Source organism: Mycobacterium pseudoshottsii JCM 15466 (assembly GCF_003584745.1).
GTDB classification, from domain to species: domain Bacteria; phylum Actinomycetota; class Actinomycetes; order Mycobacteriales; family Mycobacteriaceae; genus Mycobacterium; species Mycobacterium marinum.
Window position 1 is genome coordinate 1,366,934 of sequence record NZ_AP018410.1, and the last position, 17,526, is coordinate 1,384,459.

Consider the following 17,526-nt stretch of genomic DNA (forward strand, 5'->3'; position numbering starts at 1 on the left):
GGGGGTCAACGCGGACTGGGCGAGCACCTTCGCGCGGCTCTGGGACAATCGAGTCGATGACTACCACCCCGATATCTCTGACGCCCGGGGTCCTCGCCGAGGCGGTGGTGGACCTGGGCGCTATCGCCCACAACGTGCGGCTGCTGCGCGAACGTGCCGGCAGCGCACAAGTCATGGCGGTCGTCAAGGCCGACGGCTATGGTCACGGCGCCACCGCGGTCGCCCGCACCGCGCTGGCAGCCGGTGCGGTCGAACTCGGAGTCGCGTCGGTGGACGAGGCGCTGACGTTGCGCGCGGACGGCATCACCGCCCCGGTGCTGGCCTGGTTGCACGCACCCGGCATGGATTTCGGGCCCGCGCTGGCCGCCGACGTCCAGATCGCCATTTCTTCGATCCGCCAACTCGACGAAGTGCTCGATGCCGCGCGCCGGACCGGAACGACGGCGACCGTCACGGTCAAGATCGACACCGGCCTCAACCGCAACGGCGTGGCGCCGGCGCTCTACCCGGAGATGGTGACCAGGCTGCGCCAGGCCGTCGCCGAAGACGCGATTCGGCTACGCGGGCTGATGACGCACATGGTGCACGCCGACGCACCGGAAAAGCCGATCAACGACATCCAGTCCCAGCGGTTCAAGCAGATGCTCGACCACGCCCGCGACCAGGGAGTGCGATTCGAGGTGGCACACCTGTCGAACTCCTCGGCAACCATGGCTCGTCCCGATCTGACGCTGGATCTGGTGCGGCCCGGCATCGCGGTGTACGGGCTGAGCCCGGTGCCCAGGTTGGGCGACATGGGACTGGTTCCGGCGATGACCGTGAAATGCGCAGTCGCGCTGGTGAAATCGGTGAGCGCGGGCGAAGGCGTGTCGTACGGGCACACCTGGATTGCGCCCCACGACACGAATGTGGCGCTGTTGCCGATCGGCTACGCCGACGGGGTTTTCCGGTCGCTGGGCGGGCGCCTGGAGGTCTTGATCAACGGCAAACGCCGGCCGGGCGTCGGCCGGGTCTGCATGGACCAGTTCCTCGTCGATCTGGGCCCCGGACCGCTCGATGTGGCCGAAGGCGACGAGGCGATTCTGTTCGGGCCGGGTACCCGCGGTGAACCCACCGCGCAGGACTGGGCCGATCTGGTCGGCACCATCCACTACGAGGTGGTGACCAGCCCGCGCGGGCGTATCACCAGGGTTTACCGCGAGGCCGAAACCGTTGAGCGCTGAGGAAACTCGCCGGCGCCAGCGAGCCTGGCTTGCCGGAGGCGCCGGGCTGACGGCGGTCGCCACCATCGTCGGCGCCTCGTCCCGGCGCTCGTTGGCCGAACGCGGCTCGGTCTGCGACGACCCGTACGCGGGTGAGGATTTCGAGCGGCTGGACAGCGATCGCGCCCGGGTGGTTACCACACCGGACGGCGTGCCGCTGGCCGTGCGCGAGGCGGGGCCGGTGGACGCCCCGCTGACCATGGTGTTCGCCCACGGCTTCTGCCTGCGCATGGGTGCCTTCCACTTTCAGCGCATGCGGCTCGGCGAACAATGGGGCTCGCGGGTGCGGATGGTCTTCTATGACCAGCGCGGGCACGGCCAGTCCGGCGAAGCCGATCCGCAGACCTACACGCTGACCCAACTCGGACAAGACCTGGAAACGGTGCTGCAAGCGACCGCTCCGCGCGGGCCGATAGTGCTGGTCGGGCATTCGATGGGTGGCATGACGGTGTTGTCACACGCCCGTCAGTTCCCGCAGCGTTACGGCCGGCGGATTGTGGGTGCCGCCGTCATCTCTTCGGCGGCCGAAGGGGTGACCCGCTCGCCGTTGGGCGAGTTCCTGAAAAACCCGGCGCTCGAGGCGGTCCGGTTCACCGCCCGGTCCGCGCCGAAACTGATGCACCGCGGCCGCACCGCGTCCCGGTCACTGATCGGCCCGATCCTGCGGGCCGCGTCCTACAGTGACCTGGAGGTGAGCCGCAGCCTGGATGCGTTCTCGCAGCAGATGATGAACGACACGCCCATCGCCACCCTGGTGGGTTTCCTGCACGCGCTGGAAGTGCACGACGAAACCGCCGGGCTGTGGACGCTGCTGCGGATCCCGACCTTGATTGCCTGTGGTGATCACGACCTGATGACCCCCGACGAATACTCTCGAAAGATGGCGGCCTCGTTGCCACAATCCGAACTGGTCATCGTGGGCGGGGCCAGTCATCTGGCCCTGTTGGACAAGCCCGACGCCATCAACGAAGGGCTGGTCCGGCTCGTCGACCGCGCCCTTCCGGGCAAGTTGACGCTGCGGTACCGGCGGGTCGGCGAGCGGTTGCGGGATCGGTGGCGCCGCCATGGCTGAGCAGCACGATTCGGGCACGGCAACGCTGGAACGCGTGGCGGACACCGTGGCGCTGGGAACCCGGCTGGGCGAGCAGCTGCGCGCCGGTGACGTGGTGGTGCTCTCGGGCCCATTGGGTGCTGGAAAAACGTTGTTGGCCAAGGGCATTGCCGCGGCGATGGACGTCGATGGCCCGGTCACCTCGCCGACCTACGTGTTGGCGCGGGTGCATCCGGCGCGTGGGCCGGGCCGCCCGGCGATGATTCACGTTGATGTCTATCGGCTGTTGGATCACGGGAGCGCCGACCTGCTCGGTGAGCTCGATTCGCTGGATCTGGACACCGATCTGACGGACTCGGTCGTGGTGGTGGAGTGGGGGGAGGGCCTGGCCGAGCGACTCTCCGAGCGCCATCTCGACATTCGGCTGGAGCGGGTCAGTCACTCCGACGTGCGGATCGCGACCTGGGCGTGGGCCGGCCGATGACCATCATTCTCGCTTTGGATACCTCTACCCCCGCGGTGACCGCGGGGGTGGCGCAGCTGACGGGGTCCGAGTGCGTCGCGTTGGCCGAGCGGGTCACCGTCGACGCCCGGGCGCACGCCGAACGGCTGACCCCCAACGTGCTGGCGGCGCTGGCCGGTGCGGCGCTGACGATGGCCGACCTGAATGCGGTGGTCGTGGGCTGCGGTCCCGGCCCGTTCACCGGACTGCGGGCCGGAATGGCCACCGGCGCCGCCTACGGGCATGCGCTGGACATCCCGGTGTATGGGGTGTGCAGCCTCGATGCCATCGGTGGACTCACCACCGGTGACACGCTGGTAGTCACCGACGCCCGTCGCCGCGAGGTCTACTGGGCGCGCTACCGCGATGGCGTGCGCACTCACGGCCCGGCGGTCAACGCCCCGGGCGACGTCGATCCCGGCACCGCGCACGCGGTAGCGGGATCACCCGAGCACGCCGGGTTGTTCGACCTGCCCCGGTGCGAGCCCAGCTACCCGACCGTGGCGGGCCTGGCCGCCGCGGTGAACTGGGCGCAGGACCCGGCGCCCCTGGTGCCGTTGTATCTGCGCCGGCCCGATGCCAAGCCGCTGGCGGCGCGCCCATGACCGCCGATCTCGGGCCCGTCACCATCGGCGCGCTGACCCGCGCCGATGCCCGGCGCTGCGCCGAGCTGGAGGCGCAACTTTTCGATGGCGACGACCCGTGGCCGGAGGTGGCCTTCGAGCGCGAGCTGGCCAGCGGGCGCAATCACTACGTGGGCGCCCGGTGCGCGGATAACCTGGTCGGCTATGCCGGTGTCTCGCGGCTGGGCCGTGTTGCGCCTTTCGAATACGAGATACACACCATCGGTGTCGACCCGGCCTATCAGGGGCGGGGCATCGGCCGCCGGCTGCTTGACGAACTGTTGGCCTTCGCCGACGGCGGCGTGGTTTTCCTCGAGGTCCGCACCGATAATGAGCCGGCGATAGCGCTGTATCGCAGCGTTGGTTTCGAGCAGGTCGGACTGCGCCGGCGCTACTACCGGGTCAGCGGTGCCGACGCATACACGATGCGCAGGGATCCAGGGGGTGCGCGGTAAATGCCGGGGACAGTCATCTTGGCCATCGAGACCTCCTGCGATGAGACCGGCGTCGGTATCACGCGACTGGAGGCCGACGGCACCTTGACCCTGTTGGCCGACGAGGTGGCCTCCAGCGTCGATGAGCATGTGCGGTTCGGCGGCGTGGTCCCCGAGATCGCCTCGCGGGCGCATCTGGAAGCCCTGGGACCGGCGATGCGCCGTGCGCTCACGACGGCAGGCATCGTGCGGCCCGACGTCGTCGCCACCACCATCGGGCCGGGGCTGGCGGGTGCGCTGCTGGTGGGGGTGGCCGCGGCCAAGGCGTATGCGGCTGCCTGGGGAGTGCCGTTCTACGCGGTCAACCATCTGGGCGGACACCTGGCCGCCGACGTGTACGAACACGGACCGCTGCCCGAGTGTGTGGCGTTGTTGGTCTCCGGCGGGCACACCCACTTGCTGCATGTGCGTTCGTTGGGCGAACCGATGGTCGAGCTGGGGGCCGCCGTCGACGACGCCGCGGGCGAGGCCTACGACAAGGTGGCGCGGCTGCTGGGGCTGGGCTATCCGGGCGGCAAGGTGCTCGACGACCTGGCGCGCTCCGGGGACCCCGATGCCATCGTGTTTCCGCGCGGCATGACCGGGCCGTCCGACGATCCATGCGCGTTCAGCTTCTCCGGTCTCAAGACCGCGGTGGCGCGCTACGTGGAGGCCCATCCAGATTTTCGGCCGGCCGATGTCGCGGCCGGTTTCCAGGAAGCCGTGGCCGACGTGCTGACTCGTAAGGCGGTGCGCGCGGCCACCGGCCTGGGGGTATCGACCCTCCTGATCGCCGGGGGTGTGGCGGCCAATTCACGATTGCGCGAGTTGGCAACCCAACGTTGTAGCGAGGCCGGCTTGACGCTGCGTATCCCCAGGCCGCGGCTGTGCACCGACAACGGCGCCATGATCGCCGCGTTCGCCGCGCATTTGGTGGCCGCGAAGGCGGCTCCCTCGCCGCTGGATGTGCCCAGCGACCCCGGCTTGCCGGTGGTCAAGGGCAAGGTCGGCTGATCCCGGTGCGGCCGCGGCGGCGGTGCGGAATACGCCGTGGGCGAACCGACACGCGAGAAGCACCGGGGCGCCCTTGAGTGCTAGCACTCTCATGTATAGAGTGCTAGGTGGCAGTCGGACGACCCCTGCGCCGGCACCCGCGACGACGACGCGAGGGCACGGACGGATGCCGAATCACCTGATAATTCGGACGGTTCGGGGCGCGCCCCGGACCGGCCGAAAACTCCGGTCCGGGCGAATAGTCCCGGATCCGAATCAAGATAATCCGGGGCGACAGCACCGGATCCGATCGAATTAGTGGAGGGCTCCAATCGTGGCGAAGGTGAACATCAAGCCACTCGAGGATAAGATTCTCGTGCAGGCCAACGAGGCCGAGACCACGACCGCGTCCGGTCTGGTCATTCCTGACACCGCCAAGGAGAAGCCCCAGGAGGGCACCGTCGTCGCAGTCGGCCCCGGCCGCTGGGACGAGGACGGCGAGAAGCGGATCCCGCTGGACGTGGCAGAGGGTGACACCGTCATCTACAGCAAGTACGGCGGCACCGAGATCAAGTACGGCGGCGAGGAGTACCTGATCCTGTCGGCGCGCGACGTGCTGGCTGTCGTTTCCAAGTAACCCCGTGTACCGCCCCGGCGATCCCCGTGTTCAAGCGCGGGTGATTTCCGGGGCGGCATGCGTTAGCGGACTAGCTGGGCATAAGGAGCCTGATGAGCAAGCTGATTGAGTACGACGAAACTGCGCGCCGCGCTATGGAGGCGGGCGTGGACAAGCTCGCCGACACGGTACGGGTGACGCTGGGCCCGCGTGGTCGGCATGTGGTGCTGGCCAAGTCGTTCGGTGGCCCCACCGTCACCAACGACGGCGTCACCGTGGCCCGTGACATCGACCTGGAAGACCCGTTCGAGAACCTGGGCGCCCAGCTGGTGAAGTCGGTGGCCACCAAGACCAACGATGTCGCCGGCGACGGCACCACCACCGCGACGGTGCTGGCCCAGGCGCTGGTCAAGACCGGCCTGCGGTTGGTCGCCGCCGGAATCAACCCGATCGCGCTGGGTTCGGGAATCGGCAAGGCCGCCGACGCGGTGTCGGAGGCCCTGCTTGCCTCGGCCACGCCGGTGTCGGGCAAGGACGCCATCGCGCAGGTCGCCACGGTCTCCTCGCGCGACCAGCTGATCGGTGATCTGGTCGGCGAGGCGATGAGCAAGGTCGGCCACGACGGTGTGGTCAGTGTCGAAGAATCCTCGACGCTGGGCACCGAGCTGGAGTTCACCGAGGGTGTCGGTTTCGACAAGGGATACCTCTCGGCCTACTTCGTCACCGACTTCGACGCTCAGCAGGCTGTTCTCGAAGACCCGCTGATCCTGCTGCACCAGGACAAGATCAGCTCGCTGCCCGACCTGCTGCCGTTGCTGGAGAAGGTCGCCGAATCGGGCAAGCCGTTGATGATCATCGCCGAGGACATCGAGGGCGAGGCGTTGGCGACCCTGGTCGTGAACTCCATTCGCAAGACGCTGAAGGCGATCGCGGTCAAGTCGCCCTACTTCGGCGACCGGCGCAAGGCCTTCCTGCAAGACCTGGCCGCGGTGACCGGCGCCGAGGTGGTCAACCCCGACGCCGGCCTGGTGCTGCGGGAGGTGGGCCTGGAGGTGATGGGCTCGGCGCGGCGCGTCGTGGTCAGCAAGGACGACACCATCATCGTCGACGGCGGCGGTGCCCCGGAAGCGGTCGAGGCGCGGGTGAATCTGCTGCGCTCCGAGATCGACAGAAGTGACTCCGAGTGGGACCGCGAGAAGCTGGGCGAGCGGCTGGCCAAGCTGGCCGGCGGCGTGGCCGTCATCAAGGTTGGTGCCGCCACCGAGACCGAGCTCAAGAAGCGCAAGGAAAGCGTCGAGGACGCGGTCGCGGCGGCCAAGGCTGCCGTCGAGGAGGGCATCGTGGCCGGGGGCGGGTCCGCCCTGATCCAGGCTCGCAACGCGCTCAAGGACTTGCGTGCGTCGTTGTCGGGCGATGAGGCGGTCGGCGTGGACGTGTTCTCCGAGGCACTGGCCGCGCCGCTGTACTGGATTGCCACCAACGCCGGTCTGGACGGTTCGGTCGTGGTCAACAAGGTCAGCGAGCTTCCGGCCGGACACGGTCTGAACGCGGCCACCCTGACCTACGGCGACTTGGCTGCCGACGGCATCGTCGACCCGGTCAAGGTGACCCGCTCGGCAGTGCTCAACGCGTCATCGGTGGCACGTATGGTGCTGACCACCGAGACGGCGATTGTCGACAAGCCGGCCGAGCCAGAAGACGATGGCCACGGCCATCACGGCCACGCGCACTAGCCGCAGGCATCCGAAACACCCCCGGTCCTTCGCGGCCGGGGGTGTTTTCGTGTCTGAGGCTGAAGGGGCGCTCACGCGAGATTGCCTCGGGCACGCGAGACTTAATCCCTTGCGAGCATCTACGGCGTGTTGTCGCGGAGGTTTAAGTGTCGCGGGCTGGCTGAACCGCGGCTAACCGGCCATGCACAAAACAGTCAAATCTAGGTGCTCGATGGTGCAGGAGTGTGCGCCCGCGGGCTACCGTGAGTGAGTGCTGTGGCAAGGTCCGTCCCCGCGGGTGGGTGAGCTGATCCGGCAGGGGGCGAAAGCCGTACTGGACGGTTCTCAGCAATGGTTGGACGAGTACGACCGGGTGACCATGGCGGCCAACCCCGCCATTGCCGATGATCCCGTCCTGGCCGAAGCGACCCGCCACAGCATCCGCTCCAGCCTGATTCACTGGGCTGCGGCCAACGTGAGCAACCCCGGTGCTCCGGTCGCGCCCAATCTCGGCCCCGAGCCGCTAAGCATTGCCCGCGACATGGTGCGCCGCGGCCTGGACCCGTTCACGTTTCGGATCGCGCAAACGGTGGGCTGGCGGTTGTGGATGGGCGTCGCCTTTGGGTTAACCAGCGATCCCGACGAACTGCGCGAGCTGTTCGAGGTGACCTACCGGTCGATCAGCGAGTTCGTCGAGGCCACCTCTGCCGGCATCGCCGCCCAGATGCAGCGCGAACGTGACGAACTGGCTCGCGGCACACACGCCGAACGACGAGAAGTCACCGCTTTGATCCTCGACGGTGCGCCGATCAGCCGCCAGCGCGCCGAGGCTCGATTGGGATACGCCCTCAACCGCACACATACCGCCGCCGTCATCTGGAGTGACGAGCCCGATGGCGACCTGAATCGGCTCGACCGGGTCGTCGACGCCTTCGGCCGCGCCGCCGATTTTGCGCGGCCGCTGACCGTGATCGCCGGCGCGGCCACCCGTTGGGTGTGGGTGGCCAATGCGGCTAACGCCACCCTTGACGTCGAACAGGTTGAGCAGGCGGTCCGAGACGTTCCCGGAGCGCGAATCGCCATCGGCGCCGCCGCGACGGGAATCGAGGGCTTCCGGCGCAGCCATCTGGAGGCGCTAACCACCCAGCGGATGGTGGCCGGGCTGAATTCTCGCCAGCGAGTCGCGTTGTTTGCCGATATCCAGTTGATCGCCTTGATTGCACAAAACCCCGAAGCCGCAAATGATTTCATCAAGAACACGCTCGGGGATTTCGAGTCGGCCGGTGCTGAGCTGCACAAGACGGTGCTGACCTTCGTCAATGAGCAGTGCAGCATCGGGCGCACCACCAAGGTGCTCTACACGCATCGCAACACCCTGCTGCGCCGACTCGACCGCGCTCAGCAACTGTTGCCACGGCCTTTGGGCCACAGCAGCGTGCATGTTGCCGTCGCCCTCGAAGCGCTGCAGTGGCGCGGCAATCCGCCCGCCTAGGCGATTCTGGTTTCGGGGGAGGGGGAGCCGGGACGACTAGTGTCGTCCCATCCCACCCATTCCGCCGATCCCGCCCATCCCGGCGTGCCCGCCGGCGGCGGTGGGTCCTGCGATTCCGCCGGGCCACCCCGGGGTTCCGGGCGCGCCAACTTGGGGCCCATACGGTCCATACGGTTCGCCGGGGGCGGGAGGTCCACCCGGTCCCCCGGGGCCACCCCATCCACCGGGTCCGTACACGCCGCCCGGGGTGCCTGGCGGCGGCGGCCCATTTTGGGCAGGCGCCGTGGTTGCGGGCACCGGGCTGATCACGCATTGTTGCGCCACGTTGTCCCAGGTCCACCCCGACATGCAGTTGTGGTCATCGGCCCGGCTGATCGCCGGTGCGCCGAGTCCGATCACCGGCGCCGCAGCGAATGCGAACGCGAATGCGGCGATCGCGGCGCCGCGTCGTTGAAAGTTCCTCATCGGGGTTCTCTTTCTGTCGCTATCTGGTCCGACCGGGTTCCGTCGCCCGGTGAAGTGCTTGATGCTCTCCATGATCAACGGCCCAGCGCCGCCTACCAAGGTGCAAAAACGACCAAATTGCGGGTATGGGTGGTGCAGAAGTGTGCGCGGCGGTGCCCGGTGATGTCGGCGGCTGCCGCCGGGTTATGCGCGTGCGTTGACGGCCGCCTGCCGCGATCTCGTCGAACCGAGGCGGGTGCGGGCTTCTAGCTACCCGGAACCGGGATCAGGACTTGATGGCCAGCTTGCTGAGGCTGAACAGGCCCGAGTTGGCGGTGCCCCAGTTGAAGAAGCCAGAGTTGAAGCCACTGACCTGACCCGCCGCGAAGGGGCCGATGGCCTCCGAGTAGCCGGTGTTGAAGAAGCCCGAACTGACGCCAACCTCGAATGCCGTTCCGACCGCGGTGTTTCCAAAGCCCGACACGCCGTGACCATAGCTGCTCTCGTCTGCCGCGTTTCCGAATCCTGAGACGCCGTAACCGGTGTTGAAGAATCCCGAGCTATCCGTTGCGGTGAGGCCGACCTCGCAGGCGTTGGTGGCGTTACCGATGCCGGTGTTGACATTGCCCGCGTTCAGGAATCCGGTGTTGATGTGGCCCGAGTTGCCGATGCCCGTGTTGACCTCGCCCGAGTTCAAGAAGCCCGTGTTGAGGTTGTTCCCGTTGAATCCACCGGTATTGATCGAGCCCGCGTTGCCGAAGCCGGTGTTGAGCAAGCCGCTGTTGCCGAAGCCGGCGTTTCCGCTGCCCGCGTTCCCGAACCCGAGGTTGCCGGTGCCGGAGTTGCCGACGCCAAAGCTGTTGAGCTGGCCCGGGAACACCGAATTGGTGCCCGAGCTGAAGGCGCCGATGTTGCCGTCGCCGGAGTTGAAGAAGCCGATGTTGTTACTGCCCGAGTTACCAATTCCGATGTTGCCGCTACCCGTGTTCAGGCCGTCGAAGTGGAACTGGCCGGCCGCCGTGTCGTAATACGCGCCCCCGACACCCAGGGCTCCGGCGTTGTTGATTAGCAGGCTTGTGAGCTGGGGGATTGTGGATTGAGGAGGTCTAGGCGGCGGTTGGCGGTCAAAGCGGTGATCCGGCAGGCTTCGGCGATGTTGTCGGCGCCGTTGAGGCGGTGCAGATTGATCGCGGTGTTGCGTAGCGTTGCTAGGACCTGTGCGCCGTTTCCGGTATGTGCCCTTTGACGGTCTTCGTCGAAGGTGACGTCGCGTATCCAGTGCAGGCTGTTCTCGATTCCCCAGTGTTGACGCATCCAGGTCATGATCGCGGTAGGGCGGGCGTGCTCGAACGGCAGGCTGCAGATGGCATAGACCACCTCCACGCTGCGCTGGTCGGTGGCGGTGATCAAGCGTTCACGAGTGATCCGGATGATTTGTTTTGCGTAGGGGAAGCCGATTCCTCGTGCAGCGGTGATGATTTGCGGGGTGCGGGTCTCGACACGGCCGTGGCCGCGGGAGTCGTCGGTAGCGGCTGTGGGCACCTCGGCCCAGGGCAGCGCGGTGATACGCGCAAATATTTTGGCTTGGTTGGACTTGACGATCATCAGGTAGTGCGACTTCAAGGTGGCGCAGATCAACTTCGCGGTGACGACCTGGGTATGCATCGCATCCACGGTGACCAGCCACCGCAAGCTACCCGGCAGCAGCGTGAGCAGGGCACGTACGCAGGGAATTTCATTGCTTTTCTCGGCGACAGCGAGTTGACCGAGCACCAATCGGGCACGGTGGGCGAACACCGACACGAGATGCGTGGCTGTCGCTTTGGCGCGTAAAGCACCACGCAGCATCTTGCCGTCCAACGCGATCGGCACCAATCCACTGGGGTCGCTGCTGGCCACGTGTGCAGTGAAGTAACTGCCCATCCTGGCGTTGAGGTCGGCGGGGTCTAGCCGAGACAAAACAGCGCGGAAGGTCTTCTCACTGGGCCGCCGGAACCGGACCCCTAATTGGGCCAACACATCATCGGGAGCGGTGGCCGCCCATGTGGCAAAACCAGCATAGCCGCGCATCCCCGCGGCAGTGGCCAGAACCGCGATCGCCAACAAAGCCATCAGCGAATACCTCCGACCGCGTGGGCCCCTCGGGTCTGGCACCGAGGCCAACACATCGAGAAACTCCGATCCGATGAGCTCGCTGCGCTCACCAGGACTCCAGCGGTCGAACACCTCTGGAACCGACGACACAGGCAATACTGAAACGGTAGGCACGGGCAACTCCAGACCAACGACGAACAGTAACCAACTCGATCGTTCTCCAGATAGCCCGTGCCTACACTCCGGCCCCAATAGCGCGGCACCAAAGATCATCAACCCAGCTCACAAGCCTGCTAATCAACAACGCCGGAGCCCTGCCCCGACACTGACCAAATTGTTGCCATTGAGTCCGAACCCGATGTTGCCAATACCGGTATTGCCGCCGCCGATATTGCCGTCTCCGGTGTTGCCGAGGCCGAAGTTGCCGTTGCCGGTATTACCGATACCGATGTTGTTCTCGCCGGGCGTCACGTGGAAGGTGAACAGGTTGGGATTGGAGAGGTCTGCGGGGCCGGCGTTGCCGAAGCCGAAGTTACCGGTCCCGTTATTGCCGAAGCCAAAGTTGAAGTTGCCGATGTTTCCGGCGCCGAGGTTGTTGTTGCCGTTGTTTCCGCCGCCGATGTTGTAGTTCCCCGACTGCGGGGGCACCAGTGCGCTGTTTCCCTCGCCGCTGTTGCCGACGCCGATGTTGCCGATCCCGGTGTTGCCGCTACCGAGGTTCGCATTGCCCTTGTTGCCCAGCCCCAGGTTCGGCAGGCTCTGCAGTATCTGTTGCAACCCGCTCGGCAGGCTTGCCGCCGCGGATGACGCCCCGCCGTGGTAGCCGACCATCGCGGCGACATCCTGGGCCCACATCTGCTCGTACTGGCCCTCGGCGGCCATGATTGCGGGCGCATTGAGCCCGAACAAGTTGGTTCGAATCAGCTGGACGAACACGTTGCGGTTGGCCAACACCTCCAGCGGATGAATCATCGCGGCGCGCGCGACCTCAAACGCTCCGGCCACCGCTTTGGCCTGGGAGACCGCCCCTGCGGCTTGGGTTGACGCCGCGCTCAATAACTGCGCGTACGGGGTGGCCACGGCGTTCATCGCCGCCTTGGCCGCGCCGTGCCACGTGTCGCTGACTAAACCCGAGGTCACCGATGAGAACGATGATGCCGCCGTGCCGAGCTCGGAGGCCAGGCCCTCCCAGGCCGCGGCCGCATCAAGCATCGGGGCCGATCCGGCACCGGAGAACATTAAGGATGAATTGATCTCCGGCGGCAACATTGCAAAGTTCGTCATGGTAGACCCCTACCTGTAGCGTTTGCTGCTCTGGAAGCGACTGTGTCGCCGTGCAATCGAGCAATTCGCCACGAATGCTACGACGTTGTCTTCTTCGATATTGGCCTTTTGGCCAGAATTCCGATCAAGGTTGATCGGTCGATCTGGCACGTCAATTATGCTGAGCGCGCGCCCACAGGCGAGCAAATGGCACCCCTTGATGCGACGCCCACCTGAGGCTTCGCGGGGCGCCGGCCGGGTCGGCCCGGCCTTCGAGCGCTTCCGCGGATTTCCGGGTAACCCCTCGCGCCACAACATGACTCGTCGAGAGAGGGTGCTCCAGCCGGTCGCCGGGCAAGGGTGCGCAACAATGCGAGCGTGCGCGGCCGCGCCGGCGGGTTGTGCAGGGTGGGAGACGAAGTTCGTCCCGATACCGGCCGGGGTTGTCGTCCAAGTCCTCGCTGGAGATGCGCCTCCGGATGGGTTCCGCCGGCTAGACACGGCCAAGTTCGAAGATCTGCTCGCGGTGCAATGCGTGGGGGCGCAGTCCGGCGCCCGGGCCAATCCGATCATCGCGCCAGCTGACTGAGGCTGAATAAACCCGACACGGCGATGCCGGTATTGAAAATGCCCGAGTTGAAGCCGCTGAGCACACCGCTGGCAAAGGGGCCGATGGGGTCGGTGAGACCGGTATTGAAAAAGCCCGAGCTGACGCCGGTATAGCTGGAGCCGCCCGCGGCGGTGTTGAAGAAGCCCGACATGTCGCCGCTGCGGAAACCGCCCGTGGCCGTGTTTCCGAAGCCCGAGATTCCGACCTCGCCGGTGTTGCCGAACCCCGCGGTAGCCAGGCCGCTGTCGGTGGTGGCCCCGACGCCGGTGTTCACGTCGCCCGAATTCCAAAAGCCGGTGTTCTCGTGGCCGGAGTTCCCAAAGCCGGTGTTTGTCTTGCCCGAGTTCAAAAAGCCCGTGTTGAGGTTGTTCCCATTAAACGCGCCGGTATCAATCGAGCCGGCGTTCCCGACCCCGGTGTTCAGCAGGCCGGAGTTTCCGGCGCCGAAGTTTCCCGCGCCCGCGTTCCCGACGGCGAAGTTGCCGATGCCGGAGTTCCCGACGCCAAAGCTGTTGAGGTGACCCGGCAGAACGCTGTTGGTGCCCGAGCTGAAGGCGCCGATGTTGCCGTCGCCGGAGTTGAAGAAGCCGATGTTGTTGTTGCCCGAGTTCCCGATGCCGATGTTGCCGCTGCCCGTGTTCAGGCCGTCGAAATGGAACTGGCCGGCGGCCGTGTCGTAGTAGGCACCGCCGAGGCCGACCAAATTGCTGCCCAGCAGGCCGAGCCCGATGTTGTTATTGCCGTAGTTGCCGCCGCCAATGTTGCCGTCGCCGAGGTTGCCCAGGCCGAAGTTGTTGTTGCCGGTGTTGCCCATGCCGACGTTGTTGTTGCCCGGCGCCGGTTGCAGGGCGAACGGGTTCAGTCTCGACAGGTTGGCCGGGCCGCCGTTGCCGAAGCCGATGTTCCCGTCGCCCTTGTTGCCGAAGCCGAAGTTGAAGTTGCCGTAGTTTCCGGCGCCGAGGTTGTTGTTGCCGTTGTTTCCGCCGCCGATGTTGTAGTTGCCCGCGATTCCAGGTGTGATCGGGGTGTTTCCCACACCGCTGTTTCCGGTGCCGATGTTTGCGGTGCCGATGTTTCCGATGCCCAGGTTGGGCAGGGTTTTCAGCAGCTGCTGCAGACCGCCGGGCAACGCGGCTGCCGCTGACGACACCCCGGCGTGGTAGCCGGCCATCGTGGCCACGTCCTGGGCCCACATCTGCTCGTAGTGGCCCTCGGTGGCCATGATGGCCGGTGCGTTGAGCCCCAGCCAATTTGACTGAACCAACTTGAGGAACGCGCTGCGGTTGGCCGCCACGGCCAACGGATGGACCATCGCCGCGCGCGTCCTCGAACACACCGGCCACCGCCTTGGCCTGGGTGGCCGCCGCGGCAGCTCGGGTCGAGGCCGCGCCCAACAATTTCGCATAGGAGCTGGCCGCGGCCGTCATCGCCGCGCTGGCCGCGCCTTGCCAGGCATCTCCGGCCAATCCGGAGGTCACCGACGAAAACGACGATGCCGCCACACCCAGCTCCGAGGCCATGCTGTCCCAGGCCGTCGCGGCGTCGAGCATCGGTGCCGATCCCGCACCGGTGAACATCCGCAACGAATTGACCTCGGGTGGCAACATCGCAAAGTTCGTCATGGTCGGCCCCTGCCCGTATCGTTTGCTGCTCTGGCGGCGACCAGGCCGCCGTGGAATCGCAATTCGCCAGGAATGCTAGGACCGCCACCGCGATGTCAACTCGGATTTTCGTCTTTGCGCCGGGCCGGACCCAGGTTGACGGCCAGCTCTAATGAGAGTTGTGGGTGCACGGTTTCCCCGAGTGTTGGTGGCGTCTCGGGGCGAGGTTGTCTGCCGGGTAATGCCTTGTGCCACAACATGGTCGGCCTTGACCGCTGGGTAGATGAAGCAACCGATGTTGCGCGTGTTGTTCGAGGTCGCAGTAGGATGACGGCAATCAAGAGGGGGTCTACGTGACCGGTGACGCCGATGCCATCTACACCAACGGTGACATCGTCACAGTTGACGATGAGCAGCCAATAGCCGAAGCGGTCGCGGTCAAGGATGGGCGCATCGTTGCGGTCGGGGCCCACGACGATGTGGTTCGCGAACATCTGGGGCCGCACACACGGCGCGTCGATCTTGCCGGAAATACCTTGCTACCGGGATTCATCGACCCGCACAGCCACTACATCAATGCACTGACGGTGGCCAACCAGGTCAACGTGTTCGCACCGCCAGCCGGCCCGGCGGCAGATGTCGAGGCGATTGTCGCGGAGCTCAAGAAGTTCCGGGACGCGCGCGACATCGCCGACGGCGAGATCATCATGGCCTACGGATATGACGAGACGGTCATGCCCGATGGACGCACACTGCATCGCGAAGACCTCGACGCGGACTTCCCGAACAACCCGGTGCTGGTCGGGCACGTATCCCTGCACGGGGCCGTGCTCAATTCCGCGGCGATGCAAAAGTTTGGCATCTCGGCGGACACCGAAACGCCGCCGGGCGGGGTGATCGTGCGCAAGGAAGGTTCCACCGAACCCGACGGCCTGATCGTGGAAACCGCGTTCCTGCCGATTTTCGCTTCGCTGCCCAAGCCCACGCCGGAGCAAGAGGTGCAATGGAGCATTGCCGGTCAACTGCTGTACGCGGCGGTCGGTATCACCACCGCGCACGAGGGATTGACCCACGCGGCCGACATTGCCTTGCTGCGGCGGGCGGCCGCCGGTGGCGCCGACCTCATTGACGTCATCGCGTACCCGTTCATCCTCGAACTCGACGAGGTACTGCCGGAAAATCCGGCCGACACATTCGGGACGTACCACAACCGGCTCAAGCTCGGCGGCGTGAAAATCACTCTCGACGGCTCGCCGCAGGGCCGAACCGCGTTCTTCACCACCCCCTACCTGGCCGATGGGCCCGGCGGCGAAAAGAACTTGTCCGGCGAGCTGCCCTTCTCACAGGAGACCGTCAACGGGTGGTTCAAACGGGTTTACGACCTCGGTTTGCCGCTGAACATCCACGCCAACGGAGATGGGGCGATTGACGTCCTGCTGGCCGCGCATGAGTACGCGGCCGCCGATGACCCCACCAAAGACCGCCACACCACGGTGATTCATTCCCAGTTCGTGCGGCGGGATCAGCTCGCGAAGTATGTCGAGTACAACCTGATTCCCTCACTGTTCACCGAGCACGCGTTCTACTTCGGCGACACCCACGTGCGGCTGCGCGGCAAGGAGCAGGCCCATTTCCTCAGCCCGATGCGGGCCGCCATCGACATGGGGCTACGTCCGACCTACCACACCGACTTCAACGTCACGCCCCTGGACCAGATGTTCGTGTTGTGGACGGCGGTCAATCGCGTCTCGCGCAGTGGGGAAGTCATTGGGGCGGATCAGCGCGTAACAGCGCTCGAGGCGCTGAAGGCGATCACCATCAACGCCGCATATCAGTACTCCGAGGAGCAGTCCAAGGGTTCGATCACGGTGGGCAAGCTCGCCGATCTGGTGATCGTGGACAACAATCCACTGACCGTGGATCCGATGAAGTTAAAGGACATCGCGGTCCTCGAGACCATCAAAGAGGGGCGCACGATCTATCGCGAGCCCGCGACGCAGTCGTCGTAGGCCCAGGCCGCGATAGCGGGCCAACCCGGGGGAGAGCCGGGACGATCAGGCAGTGCGGCGGATCCCCCGAGTGCGTCCGATGCCGCCCTTGAGCAGCAGGTCACGCTCGGACTCGGACAAACCGCCCCAAACGCCGTAGGGCTCGCCCACATCGAGTGCATGGGAGCGGCACTCTTCGATCACCGGGCAGCGCCGGCACATCTCTTTGGCGCGCTGTTCGCGTTGCATGCGGGCCCGGCCGCGCTCGCCGTCGGGGTGGAAGAACATCGATGAGTCGACACCGCGGCATAGGCCCTGCAACTGCCAGTTCCAGATGTCGGCGTTGGGCCCAGGTAGTTGCTCTGGCTGTGGCATTGCTGATTCCCTCTCTGCACGGCACACCCGAGGTTTTAGGTTCGCGACTCGCGAGTTGTGCACTGACTTTTCAGAGGCGTCAACGATGACTACCCGAACAAAGGTAAACGCTAGGGGCGTTGCCGAATTTCCGTCAATAGCCACCGTTGCCCGTGAAATACCTGGGCGTTGGATGAGAATTAACTCCGCGTTCATCTGCCTCGCATTTGTGGAAGACAAAGCGTGCTAAGAAGACGACCTAGATATCCCGATTCCCCCAGGTCACTGGCCTACTGTGGGCTACCTGTAATTATTCTGAAGATAGCTGTGAGTAATACTGCCGTAACATGGAAAGCACAAACTTTTTACCATTGACGTCGAGTGGATGGTCGAATATCACAGTCTTGTTCGGCACTCGAGGCGTACCGCGTGCCTTTACCATATTCGC

General features: G+C 65.7%; 13 protein-coding genes and 3 pseudogenes. 10 read left to right on the plus strand and 6 right to left on the minus strand.

The features are described 5' to 3' along the window. The first annotated feature begins 56 nt into the window (after positions 1-56). The 9 genes from alr to MPSD_RS06285 all read left to right on the plus strand — a co-directional run bounded on the left by alr (position 57) and on the right by MPSD_RS06285 (position 8,724). Positions 57-1,223 carry an alanine racemase gene (gene alr / locus MPSD_RS06245; RefSeq protein ID WP_020727371.1) on the plus strand — a complete coding sequence of 389 codons (1,167 nt, stop codon included), beginning with the start codon at positions 57-59 and terminating at the stop codon, positions 1,221-1,223. Then, the gene (locus MPSD_RS06250) at positions 1,213-2,334 is read left to right on the plus strand and encodes an alpha/beta fold hydrolase (protein WP_020788509.1); all 1,122 of its coding nucleotides are present in this window, start codon (positions 1,213-1,215) and stop codon (positions 2,332-2,334) included. Before alr ends, MPSD_RS06250 begins: the two co-directional genes overlap by 11 nt. Then, positions 2,327-2,797, plus strand: coding sequence for a tRNA (adenosine(37)-N6)-threonylcarbamoyltransferase complex ATPase subunit type 1 TsaE (gene tsaE, locus MPSD_RS06255; protein WP_086084783.1), 471 nt, complete (start codon positions 2,327-2,329; stop codon positions 2,795-2,797). The genes MPSD_RS06250 and tsaE overlap by 8 nt, the downstream gene beginning before the upstream one ends. After that, complete coding sequence (gene tsaB, locus MPSD_RS06260) at positions 2,794-3,420, plus strand: tRNA (adenosine(37)-N6)-threonylcarbamoyltransferase complex dimerization subunit type 1 TsaB (protein ID WP_036427500.1); 627 nt, start codon at positions 2,794-2,796, stop codon at positions 3,418-3,420. Before tsaE ends, tsaB begins: the two co-directional genes overlap by 4 nt. Next, a complete protein-coding gene (gene rimI / locus MPSD_RS06265) occupies positions 3,417-3,893 on the plus strand; it encodes a ribosomal protein S18-alanine N-acetyltransferase (RefSeq protein ID WP_011739138.1) in 477 nt (158 codons plus the stop codon). The genes tsaB and rimI overlap by 4 nt, the downstream gene beginning before the upstream one ends. Next, positions 3,894-4,925 carry a tRNA (adenosine(37)-N6)-threonylcarbamoyltransferase complex transferase subunit TsaD gene (gene tsaD, locus MPSD_RS06270; RefSeq protein WP_036426877.1) on the plus strand — a complete coding sequence of 344 codons (1,032 nt, stop codon included), beginning with the start codon at positions 3,894-3,896 and terminating at the stop codon, positions 4,923-4,925. A gap of 313 nt (positions 4,926-5,238) precedes the next feature. Further along, positions 5,239-5,541, plus strand: a complete 303-nt coding sequence (gene groES / locus MPSD_RS06275) for a co-chaperone GroES (protein ID WP_011739140.1) — start codon at positions 5,239-5,241, stop codon at positions 5,539-5,541. A gap of 92 nt (positions 5,542-5,633) precedes the next feature. Next, positions 5,634-7,253 (plus strand): chaperonin GroEL, encoded by a 1,620-nt coding sequence (gene groL / locus MPSD_RS06280; protein ID WP_012393010.1) that lies wholly within the window; start codon positions 5,634-5,636, stop codon positions 7,251-7,253. A gap of 250 nt (positions 7,254-7,503) precedes the next feature. Continuing rightward, complete coding sequence (locus MPSD_RS06285) at positions 7,504-8,724, plus strand: Rv1453 family transcriptional regulator (protein WP_086084784.1); 1,221 nt, start codon at positions 7,504-7,506, stop codon at positions 8,722-8,724. 36 nt (positions 8,725-8,760) lie between these two features. Here MPSD_RS06285 and MPSD_RS06290 read toward each other — a convergent pair whose 3' ends face one another. From MPSD_RS06290 to MPSD_RS06320, 5 genes and pseudogenes are all read right to left on the minus strand, one after another. Next, the gene (locus tag MPSD_RS06290) at positions 8,761-9,189 is read right to left on the minus strand and encodes a hypothetical protein (RefSeq protein WP_020788505.1); all 429 of its coding nucleotides are present in this window, start codon (positions 9,187-9,189) and stop codon (positions 8,761-8,763) included. 265 nt (positions 9,190-9,454) lie between these two features. Next, positions 9,455-10,216 (minus strand): annotated as a pseudogene (locus tag MPSD_RS06295) (PPE family protein); the annotation flags it as partial. Between the two features lie 17 nt (positions 10,217-10,233). Beyond that, positions 10,234-11,436 (minus strand): ISAs1-like element IS2404/ISMul1 family transposase, encoded by a 1,203-nt coding sequence (locus MPSD_RS06300; protein WP_420811876.1) that lies wholly within the window; start codon positions 11,434-11,436, stop codon positions 10,234-10,236. A gap of 144 nt (positions 11,437-11,580) precedes the next feature. After that, a pseudogene (locus MPSD_RS06310) lies at positions 11,581-12,546 on the minus strand (PPE family protein); the annotation flags it as partial. 548 nt (positions 12,547-13,094) lie between these two features. Continuing rightward, positions 13,095-14,757: pseudogene (locus MPSD_RS06320) on the minus strand (PPE family protein). A 332-nt stretch (positions 14,758-15,089) separates the two neighbouring features. Here MPSD_RS06320 and MPSD_RS06325 point away from each other — a divergent pair. Beyond that, positions 15,090-16,745, plus strand: coding sequence for an amidohydrolase (locus MPSD_RS06325; protein WP_086085239.1), 1,656 nt, complete (start codon positions 15,090-15,092; stop codon positions 16,743-16,745). 45 nt (positions 16,746-16,790) lie between these two features. On the opposite strand, the gene whiB3 is transcribed toward MPSD_RS06325, so the two are convergent. Then, positions 16,791-17,099, minus strand: coding sequence for a redox-responsive transcriptional regulator WhiB3 (gene whiB3 / locus MPSD_RS06330; protein ID WP_012393017.1), 309 nt, complete (start codon positions 17,097-17,099; stop codon positions 16,791-16,793). Between the last annotated feature and the right edge of the window lie 427 nt (positions 17,100-17,526).

What these genes read in the sequence shown, in the direction of transcription:
- MPSD_RS06290 (WP_020788505.1), bottom strand. Translation starts at nt 9,189, where the DNA reads ATGAGGAACTTTCAACGACGCGGCGCCGCGATCGCCGCATTCGCGTTC.
- tsaB (WP_036427500.1), top strand. Translation starts at nt 2,794, where the DNA reads ATGACCATCATTCTCGCTTTGGATACCTCTACCCCCGCGGTGACCGCG.
- rimI (WP_011739138.1), top strand. Translation starts at nt 3,417, where the DNA reads ATGACCGCCGATCTCGGGCCCGTCACCATCGGCGCGCTGACCCGCGCC.
- tsaD (WP_036426877.1), top strand. Translation starts at nt 3,894, where the DNA reads ATGCCGGGGACAGTCATCTTGGCCATCGAGACCTCCTGCGATGAGACC.
- tsaE (WP_086084783.1), top strand. Translation starts at nt 2,327, where the DNA reads ATGGCTGAGCAGCACGATTCGGGCACGGCAACGCTGGAACGCGTGGCG.
- whiB3 (WP_012393017.1), bottom strand. Translation starts at nt 17,099, where the DNA reads ATGCCACAGCCAGAGCAACTACCTGGGCCCAACGCCGACATCTGGAAC.
- alr (WP_020727371.1), top strand. Translation starts at nt 57, where the DNA reads ATGACTACCACCCCGATATCTCTGACGCCCGGGGTCCTCGCCGAGGCG.
- groL (WP_012393010.1), top strand. Translation starts at nt 5,634, where the DNA reads ATGAGCAAGCTGATTGAGTACGACGAAACTGCGCGCCGCGCTATGGAG.